Here is a 7,986-nt window from a genome sequence, read left to right as displayed (position 1 = left end):
CGATCCCGGGACCGGCGCCCTCGGTATATTCACCTTTCAGGACGTGCGGGATACCACACGCGAATTCAATGACTTCCAGGCCTCTCTGAATGTCCCCTTTGGAGTCGGCGACCACCTTGCCGTGCTCGGACGACAGGAGCTCGGCCAGCTCCTGCATGTTGGCCTCGACCAAGCGCTTGAACTCGAACATCACCCGCGCCCGACGCTGGGGATTGGTGGCGGCCCAGGCGGGCTGGGCGGCCACGGCGGCGGCGACCGCGGCGTCGACCTCGGCCGCCGTCGCCAGGGCGACGCGCGCCTGAATCTCGCCGGTGTTGGGATCGTAGACGTCGCCGAAACGGCCCGAGGTCCCGGCGACAGCCGAACCGGTGATGAAGTGCTGAATGTCGCGCATGGGGCCTCCCTGTTCTTGACCCCTGACCTATCAGAGCCGGCCCGCCACGGGTATTGCAGACTTGCGGTTCCGGTCATGCGAATATGCAGCATGTTCGACTGGGACGACCTGAAGGTCTTCATCGCCGCGGCCCGCACTGGGTCGCTGACCGCCGCCGCGCAACGCCTGGGCGTCGACGCCGCCACCGTGGGCCGCCGGGTGTCGCGTCTGGAGTCGGCGCTGAAGTCCACCTTGCTCGCCCGCTCCCCCAGCGGCCTCCAGCTCACCGCCGCCGGCGCCCAGCTCCTGGTCATCGCGCTGGACGCCGAGACCGCCATGGAGGCCGCCGCCCAGGTCACGCGCCCCGACGTCATGGCCGGCACGGTGCGGATCAGCGCTTCGGAAGGCTTCGGCGCGACGATCCTCGCGCCCGCCCTGCCTGATCTCGCCGCCACCCGCCCCGGTTTGCGGATCGAGCTGGCCGCCAGCGCCGGCTTCCTCTCGCCTGGCCGCCGGGAGGTCGAGATGGCCATCACGCTGAGCGCGCCCGACGACGCCCGCCTTATCGTCGAGCCGCTGACGCCCTACCAGCTCGCCCTCTACGCCGCCCCGGCCTATCTCGCCCGCAAGCCCGCGCCCCGTGCGGTCGCCGACCTGCGCGACCTCGATATCGTGGGCTATGTCGACGACCTGATCTACGCCCCGGAGCTGCGCTATCTCGACGAGGTCCTGCCCGGCCTGACCGCGCGCCTGGCCTCCTCCTCGATCCGCGCCCAGCGCGAGATCGTCGCCGCCGGCGGCGGTGTCGGCGTGCTGCCCTGCTTCATGGCGCAGGGCCTGACCCGCGTCCTGGACGACGAGGTCCTGATCGAACGCCGCTTCTGGCTCTCCACCCGCCGAGACGTCCACGACACCGCCCGCTTGCGCGCGGTGCGGACCTGGATCAAGGCGCTCTGCGTCGACGAGGCGGGGCGGCTTTCGCCCTATGGTCAAGATCGGCGCTAAGGCGCCCTTGGGACCCGCCCGATCCGGACATCCTTGGATTCCAGCGGCAAGGTGTAGAGGCTGCCGTCGTCGGCCAGGGTCCACGCCCCGTCCCGCGCCGCGTCGATCCCGCTTTCGAAGGTCCGGCGCGCGATCATCCCGTCTGGGGCCGGTAGCAGGTGGTAGAAGACCAGCAGCTTCACCTTGGCCTGGTTGGCCAGCCCTGCCGCCTCCTGCGGGGAGATGTGATAGTCTTGGATGTCGTGCATGATGCGCTCTACCCGGGGGCGGCCGAGGCCCTTGGCGCCGGCCTCCATCCTCTCGACCATTGGCCGCGCGATCGCCTCCGAGACCAGTATGTCGGCCCCCATGGCCGCCCGCGCCAGCGGCGGGTGGTTCTTGATGTCGCCGCTGATCACCACCGAGCGGCCCTTGTAGTCGAAGCGGTAGGCGTAGGCCGGCTCGATCGGCCCGTGGTCGACCTCGATGGCCGTGATCTTCAACTTGCCGTCGTCGAGCACCACGCCGGTCCGCGCCTTGGCGGGCGTCGCCGGTCCGGTCATCTCGACGGTGCGCGCCACCATCGGCCAGGTCTCCGGCGGCATGAATTTCGCCGTGTGATGGACCGTCCGGTAGCCTTGGTCGATCCGGTAGGCCTGGTTGAAGCCGCCCACCACCTGGTCGATCCCTGGCCCGCCGTAGACGTTGAGCGGCGCGGGCCGTCCCTGCGCCCAGGTTTGCAGGTTCAGCTCCCCCAGGTCGCCGATGTGGTCGGAGTGGAAGTGGGTGATCAGCACCCCGCCGATCCGGTTCAGCGGAACGCCCCATTGCATCAGGTTCTCCACCGACTCCGGGCCCACATCGACGATGTAGAACCTGCCGCCGGCGATCACCGCCACGCAGGCCTTCGCCCGCGCCTTGCTGGGCAGCGGAGCCGAGGTCCCACAGACCGCCACCCGCAAGGCGTCGTCGGCCAACAGCGCCGAATTGTCCGCGCCCATCCGCTGGGCGACCGCGCGCTCGAAAATCTTCTGCTGCACCGTCGGGTTGGCCAAGGCGGCGGAGAAGCCAAGCTTGGCGGCGACGCCCAAGCCCAGCACCAGCAGGATGACCCGGGTTAGGCCGGCGCGTTCGGGTGCCTGCGCCCGGCCCAGCGCACGGGCATGCAACGCCAGGGCGACGATCGCGGCGATCTCGATGACCAGGGCGCGCGGGACGCCGCCCGGCAGGCCGTCGTCGACCACCCCGGTCAGCCGTCCGACGACGATCGCGAACAGGACCAGGGCGGCGGCCTGGAGCAGCACCGTGCGGCGCGTCCAGACCCCGGCGAAGCACAGGGCCGCTAGCGCCACGAACAGCCCGCCCAGGTCGCCACGAAGCGTGGAAAGGCCTTCCGGGGCCAGGATCCCAACCTTCAGCGCGCCCGCCAGCTCCTCGGGCGCCGCCCACATCCCGAAACCCAGGGCCGCGCACAACACCGCGAAGACGATGACGAAGAGTCCGGTGACGCGCATGTCTAGGTCCTCAAAGGCGGCTGGGCAGGGTGGCGGCGAAGATGTCGGCGCAGGCCTTGGCGGCGACGGCGCGGGCGGCGGCGGCCTCCAGCCCAAGTCCCCGCAGCAGGCCGAAGATCAGGTCTTCGGCCAGGGTCGAGGCCGCGTCGGCGGCATGGCGTTCCAGCACGCGCGACACCGCGATCTGCGCCGTTCCGACCGCCATCATGACGGCGGCTTCCGGCGCCAGGCCCTCGAACCGCCCGGCCGCCAGACCGGCCTGGATGTCGGCGCGCACGCCCCGGTTCATCGGGGCGTCGGGAACCGAGGCGAAGGGGAACAGCCGCATCATGGCCTGGGCCCGGATCGGGAAGGCCTCGGCGCCCCGCGCGAACATCGCCAGGGCGCGCGCCACGCGCTCGGCAGGGTCAAGCACGTCGCGGTTGATGTCGGCCACGGTCAGTTCGATGGCGGCCCGCGCCTGCTGGGCGATCTCCCGCGCCAGGCCGTCCTTGTCCGGGAAATGGTTGTAGAAGCTGCCCTTGGCGACCTCGGCGGCGGCCACGATGTCATCGATGCTGACCGCGTCCACAGAGCGCGTGGCGAACAGCACCTGGCCTGCATGCAGCAGCGCCGCCCGGGTCCGCTCCCGCCGCCGATCGACCCGCACGCCGCCCGCGATCATCGTCCAAGCTCCAATTTGACTATTTGGTCATTATTGGACTAACTAGTCATTATTGCAAGCACGAGGTTTCCGATGACCCTGCAGGTCGACGTCTTCTGGTCCTTCAGGAGCCCCTATTCGTACCTCGCGACACCCCGCCTCGCGGAGATTGCGCGGCGTTACGACGTCCAGCTCGACATCCGCCCGGTCTATCCCCTGGCGGTGCGCGTCGACGGCTTCTTCAAGCGCCAGGACAAGCGCTGGCCCTTCTATGTGGCGCGCGACGGCTTCCGCACCGCCCAGATGCTGGGCATGACCTTCGGCCCGCCCCGTCCCGATCCCATCGTCATGGACCTCGCCACCGGCGACGTGGCCAAGGACCAGCCCTATATCCGCCGCCTCACCCACCTGGGCCAGGCGGCCGTCGAGGCCGGCGCGGGCCTCGCGTTCATCGTCGAGGTCAGCAAGCTGATCTGGGGCGGTCAGGTGCAGGGCTGGGACCAGGGCGACCATCTGGCCCAGGCGACGGCCCGCGCGGGCCTCGACCTCGCCGACCTCGAGCAAGTCGCCTCAGCCGACGCCGAGCGCCTGGAAGCCACCATCCAGGCCAGCCACGCCCGCCTCGAGGAGGTCGGCCATTGGGGCGTCCCCACCATGGTCTTCCAGAACGAGCCGTTCTTCGGCCAGGACCGCCTGGAGACCCTGCTCTGGCGCATGGGCCAGCACGGTCTGGCCGAGCGGGGCTAAAGCCCCAGGACCATCTTCGCCATGATGTTGTGCTGGATCTCGTTGGATCCGGCGTAGATCGAGGTCTTGCGATAGTTGAAGTAGCTCGGCGCCAAGGTGGCGGCGTAGTCTGGTCCGGCGCGCGGCACGTTGGTCTCGCCGTGCAGTTCGGCCCAGGTGTCGCGCACGAACGGCTGGGCGTAGATGCCCGCGGCCTCCAGCGCCAGTTCCGTCACCGCCTGCTGGGCCTGGGAGCCCTCAAGCTTCAGCATGGACGACGCCGCCCCCATCGCCTCACCGGCCGTGCGGGCGGCGAACATCCTCTGCTCGGTGGCGTTCAGCACGTCGACCTTGATCTGCAACTCGGCCAGCTTCCGGCGGAACGAGGGATCGTCCATCATCCGCGTCCCGCCGTCCGAGGGTTCGACCCCGGCGATCTTCCGGACCTTCGCCAACTGGTTGGTCAGGCCCGCGGCGTAGGGATTGCCGCGCTCGAATTGCAGCAGGTACTTGGCGTAGGTCCAGCCCTGCCCTTCCTCGCCGATCCGGTTGCTCACTGGCACGCGGACGTTGTCGAAGAACACCTGGTTGATCTCCTGCTCGCCGTCCGGCGGGCCGTCCAGGGTCGGCAGGGGCGTGATGCTGATCCCGGGCGTCTTCATGTCCAGCAGCAGGAAGCTGATCCCCATCTGGCGGATCGGCTCCACGGAGGTCCGCACCAGGCAGAACATCCAGTCGGCGTGCTGGGCGAAGGTCGTCCACGTCTTGGAGCCGTTCAGGACATAGTGATCGCCGTCTCGCTCGGCTTTCATGGACAGCGAGGCGAGGTCCGATCCCGAACCCGGCTCGGAGTAGCCCTGACACCACCAGACGTCGGAGGTCAGGATCTTGGGCAGGTGCTGGGCCTTCTGCTCCGGGGTGCCGAAGGCCATGACCACCGGGGCGCACATCCGTAGGCCCATGTTCGTGGTCGAGGGGGCGCCGGCCAGGGCCATCTCCATGTCGAAGATGTACTTCTGGGCGTGGCTCCAGCCCGTGCCGCCGTACTCGGTCGGCCAATCGGGGGCGATCCAGCCCTTTTCGCCCAGCCGCTTCAGCCAGCGGATCTGGCCCGCCTTGCCGATATGGCCGTTCTTCGACTGGGCCATGTGGGCGCGCATGTCGTCGTCGTACGCTTGCGCGATGAAAGCCCGGACCTCGTCACGGAAGGCGAGATCTTCCTTGGAGAATTCGAGGTCCATGTCGGCTCCCTAGACTCCGTCGAGATACTCGATCTCGGGGCGACCACCCATGCAGGGACCCATCTTGGCGCCGGCGGCCTTGAAGTAGTCGGTCTGGCCGTGGGACGAGAGCGCGTCCTGATCCTTGTAGAGCTCCAGCACCTTGTAGACCGTGGGGTCGGTGCGGCTCTTGGTCAGTTGATAGAAGATGTTGCCCGGCTCATTGGTCCGGACCTGCGCGGCCAGATCGGTGAAGATCGCCTCGAACTCACCCTGCTTGCCGTCCTGGACCTTCAAGGTCGCCACTACGCCGATCATGCCGTTCTCCCAAACGCTTGTTTGAGTCGACGGTAAAGGGCCGAGTGAACGTCGGCAAGCTATCGATGCGGCGTTCGTCGCCCGCCGCCGCGCAAGGTCTTCTCTAGCAGCAAGGTGGTCAGGCCGCTGTCCCACTCCTCGTCGGGATAGGAGTCGATTTCGCGATAGCCGCATCCCGCATAGAAGGCCCGCGCGATCTGATTGAAGGTGTCGGTCTCCAGCCGCGCGACGCCATGATCCGAAGCGATGGCCGCCTCGGCGCGCGCCAGCAGGGCCTGACCCACGCCGCGCCGCTGCGCGGACTGGGGCACATGCAGCGCATGGATGAAGTCGCCGTCCCAGTGGATCATGCCCACGGTGGAGCCGTCCTGAACGGCGACGACGAATTGGCGGCCCTTCTCGGCCACATAGGCCCGAGCCGGCTGCTCGATTAGACGCCGCTCGAGCGCCGCGGGGCGCAGCTGCGGCGCCCAGGTCGAAAGGAAGGTGTCTTCGAGGATAGCGACCAAGGCGGCCTCGTCGCCAGGGCGGAAAGGTCTAAGGACCAGGCCGGCGTTCGGGGTCGCGGACGTGGGGGTCACCGCCCCGCTTGTTCGTTCCAGCCATAGGCCACCCAGTGGTGGCCGCCCAGGTTGCGGGCTTCGATGACGCCGTCGTCGCGGCGGACGCGGGCGCGCTTGGCGCGAAGGGCGAGGCCGGCGAGCGCCAGCAGGGCCGAGGCCATCACGGCGATCACCACCACGGTGGCGGCGAAGAACACCGCCAGGACGGCGCCGATCACGACGGCGGCGGTCGTCGCGAGAGCTCCGCCCAGCATCGCGAGACTGCGAAGGGCCGAACCGTGTTTCCTGGCGAATTCCCGGACCATGGCTTCCTCGATAGCGCCGCTTTCCAGCGGCTAGAACGATTATGTCGGTCGAGTGATCCTCGACGTCAACAGTCGGTGAAGAAAACGTGGAAAAGTGGCGTCATCATGCCGCGCCTTCGAGCGCCATCGCCTTGCGTTCGCGCATGATGGTGTCGAACGCCGCGTTGATCGCCGCGGCCTTGGCCTCCGCCACCTCGATGAACTCGCTGGGCAAACCCCTGGCGCGGGCGCGATCAGGGTGGGCTTCCGACACCGCTGAGCGCCAGGCCGAGCGCACGATATCGTCATCGGCGTCGTGGGCCACCGAAAGCACGCCGTAGGGATCGTCGGACGCCAGGCCCAGATGGGTGGCTCGGAGCCGGCGGAACACCAGGGGCGAGAAGCCGAACAGGTCAGCGACGCTCTCGATATAGTCCAGCTCGTCCTGCGACACCGCCCCGTCGGCGGCGGCGATGTGGAACAGCCCGTCCAGCACGTCTTCCAGCAGGGTCGGGCAACCGGCATAGCGCTTGGCCAGGCGTCGGGCGTAGCTCTCGTAGCCACGGGTGGTCTGGCGGGCCAGGTCGTACAGGCGGTGGATGTTGCGCTCCGACGCGGCGTCGGGCGTGAACACGCGGGAGAAGGCGTCATACTCCCCCAGGCTGGTCCGGCCGTCGGCCTTGGCCAGCTTAGCTCCCAGCGCCGTGACGGCGGTGGAAAAGGCCGGGTCTTCGCCAGGCCGGGTGGCCGGGCAATCAGCGCAGTCGCCCGCATCGGGCCGGCGGACTGCGAGCCCAGCAATGTTGCGCCAGAAGCTCATGGGAGTTAGCCACCTGTAAGGCCCCGGACGACGCCTGACAACGCGTATCCGAACATTGGAAGGTTAAGGTTTGGACAGGCTTTGGAGCTTCTGGATCGATCGCGGCGGCACCTTCACCGATGTCATCGGGCGAGCGTCGGATGGAACCGAGCTGTCGAGCAAGCTGCTCTCGGCCTCCCCCAGCTATGACGACGCCGCCGTCGAGGCCATGCGCCGGACGCTTGGCGTGGCGCCGGGCGAACCCTTCCCCGCCGTCCGCGTCGCGGCCATCAAGATGGGCACCACGGTGGCCACCAACGCCCTGCTGGAGCGGGCCGGCGCCAGGACCCTGTTCATCACCACGCAGGGTTTCGCCGACGCGCTGGTGATCGGCGACCAGTCCCGGCCGGACCTCTTCGCGCTCAACATCATCCGGCCAGACCCGCTCTATTCCGGCGTGGTCGAGGCCGATGAGCGGCTTGCCGCCGACGGCGCGGTCGTCACCCCCCTCGACAGCAGCGGGCTCGCGGGGCGCTTGGCCGAGGCTCGCGCCGAGGGTTTC

Annotated in this window: 11 protein-coding genes; 3 read left to right on the top strand and 8 right to left on the bottom strand. The window is 68.7% G+C overall.

Annotation, left to right across the window (positions count from 1 at the left end):
- On the bottom strand, positions 1–394 hold a 394-nt coding region (locus tag RMO04_RS19865), incomplete at its 3' end, for an aldehyde dehydrogenase family protein (protein WP_309646500.1).
- A 90-nt stretch (positions 395–484) separates the two neighbouring features.
- Here RMO04_RS19865 and RMO04_RS19860 point away from each other — a divergent pair.
- Positions 485–1,378 (top strand): LysR family transcriptional regulator, encoded by an 894-nt coding sequence (locus RMO04_RS19860; RefSeq protein WP_309646499.1) that lies wholly within the window; start codon positions 485–487, stop codon positions 1,376–1,378.
- On the opposite strand, the gene RMO04_RS19855 is transcribed toward RMO04_RS19860, so the two are convergent.
- Positions 1,375–2,871 (bottom strand): MBL fold metallo-hydrolase, encoded by a 1,497-nt coding sequence (locus RMO04_RS19855; protein ID WP_309646498.1) that lies wholly within the window; start codon positions 2,869–2,871, stop codon positions 1,375–1,377. The genes RMO04_RS19860 and RMO04_RS19855 overlap by 4 nt on opposite strands.
- A 10-nt stretch (positions 2,872–2,881) precedes the next feature.
- On the bottom strand, positions 2,882–3,535 hold the full coding sequence (locus tag RMO04_RS19850) for a helix-turn-helix domain-containing protein (protein ID WP_309646497.1): 654 nt from the start codon (positions 3,533–3,535) through the stop codon (positions 2,882–2,884).
- Positions 3,536–3,607: 72 nt separating this feature from the next.
- On the opposite strand from RMO04_RS19850, the gene RMO04_RS19845 reads away from it, so the two are divergent.
- Positions 3,608–4,261 carry a DsbA family protein gene (locus RMO04_RS19845; RefSeq protein WP_309646496.1) on the top strand — a complete coding sequence of 218 codons (654 nt, stop codon included), beginning with the start codon at positions 3,608–3,610 and terminating at the stop codon, positions 4,259–4,261.
- Here the strand turns inward: RMO04_RS19845 and RMO04_RS19840 are convergent.
- The 5 genes from RMO04_RS19840 to RMO04_RS19820 all read right to left on the bottom strand — a co-directional run bounded on the left by RMO04_RS19840 (position 4,258) and on the right by RMO04_RS19820 (position 7,445).
- Positions 4,258–5,481, bottom strand: coding sequence for an acyl-CoA dehydrogenase family protein (locus RMO04_RS19840; RefSeq protein ID WP_309646495.1), 1,224 nt, complete (start codon positions 5,479–5,481; stop codon positions 4,258–4,260). The genes RMO04_RS19845 and RMO04_RS19840 overlap by 4 nt on opposite strands.
- A gap of 9 nt (positions 5,482–5,490) precedes the next feature.
- Positions 5,491–5,778: a putative quinol monooxygenase gene (locus tag RMO04_RS19835; RefSeq protein ID WP_309646494.1), complete on the bottom strand. Its 288-nt coding sequence runs from the start codon at positions 5,776–5,778 to the stop codon at positions 5,491–5,493.
- 59 nt (positions 5,779–5,837) lie between these two features.
- Positions 5,838–6,287: a GNAT family N-acetyltransferase gene (locus RMO04_RS19830; protein WP_309646493.1), complete on the bottom strand. Its 450-nt coding sequence runs from the start codon at positions 6,285–6,287 to the stop codon at positions 5,838–5,840.
- 68 nt (positions 6,288–6,355) lie between these two features.
- The gene (locus RMO04_RS19825) at positions 6,356–6,646 is read right to left on the bottom strand and encodes a hypothetical protein (protein ID WP_309646492.1); all 291 of its coding nucleotides are present in this window, start codon (positions 6,644–6,646) and stop codon (positions 6,356–6,358) included.
- Between the two features lie 103 nt (positions 6,647–6,749).
- A complete protein-coding gene (locus RMO04_RS19820; RefSeq protein WP_309646491.1) occupies positions 6,750–7,445 on the bottom strand; it encodes a DnaJ family molecular chaperone in 696 nt (231 codons plus the stop codon).
- 70 nt (positions 7,446–7,515) lie between these two features.
- Between RMO04_RS19820 and RMO04_RS19815 the strand changes: the two genes are divergently transcribed.
- Positions 7,516–7,986 (top strand): hydantoinase/oxoprolinase N-terminal domain-containing protein (locus RMO04_RS19815; protein WP_309646490.1); only part of this gene is annotated, 471 nt, incomplete at its 3' end.

Source organism: Phenylobacterium sp., assembly GCF_031412415.1.
In the GTDB taxonomy this organism is placed as follows: Bacteria; Pseudomonadota; Alphaproteobacteria; order Caulobacterales; family Caulobacteraceae; genus Phenylobacterium.
Note: the sequence above shows the minus strand (reverse complement) of the source record. Positions and strands in the feature narration are given on the sequence as shown.